A 354-nucleotide genomic window follows, 5' to 3' on the forward strand; every position below is an offset into this window, starting at 1 on the left:
GGATCGCTCACGCTCCGGTACCTCGGTGACGACCCGGCGACCGTCGTCGTCGTCGCCACGGGCGGCGGCCGCGGCGGCGTGGGCGCGGGCGGGACGACGGTGTTCGACGCCGAGGTGGCGCCGAACGAGACCTTCGTGGTCGACGGGAGCGCCTCCCCGACCAACGGCGACCCGAACTGGATCGGCCCGAACATCCGTCTCGACGACGGCAGCGGAGCCGGCGGCGACAACGGAGGCGGAAGCAACGGGAACGGGAACGGGAACGGCGGCAACGGTGGCGGTCAGGACCGCACGGGCGTCGACATCCACACGAGCTGTTCGGTTCCGCTCCGGGTCGGCGACGTCTACGGCGGG

Annotated in this window: 1 pseudogene; it reads left to right on the forward strand. The window is 73.2% G+C overall.

The window, feature by feature from the left end:
* Nucleotides 1–354 (forward strand): annotated as a pseudogene (locus tag EXE42_RS17315) (hypothetical protein); the annotation flags it as partial.

This window comes from Halorubrum sp. SP3, assembly GCF_005435195.1.
Classification (GTDB): domain Archaea; phylum Halobacteriota; class Halobacteria; order Halobacteriales; family Haloferacaceae; genus Halorubrum; species Halorubrum sodomense.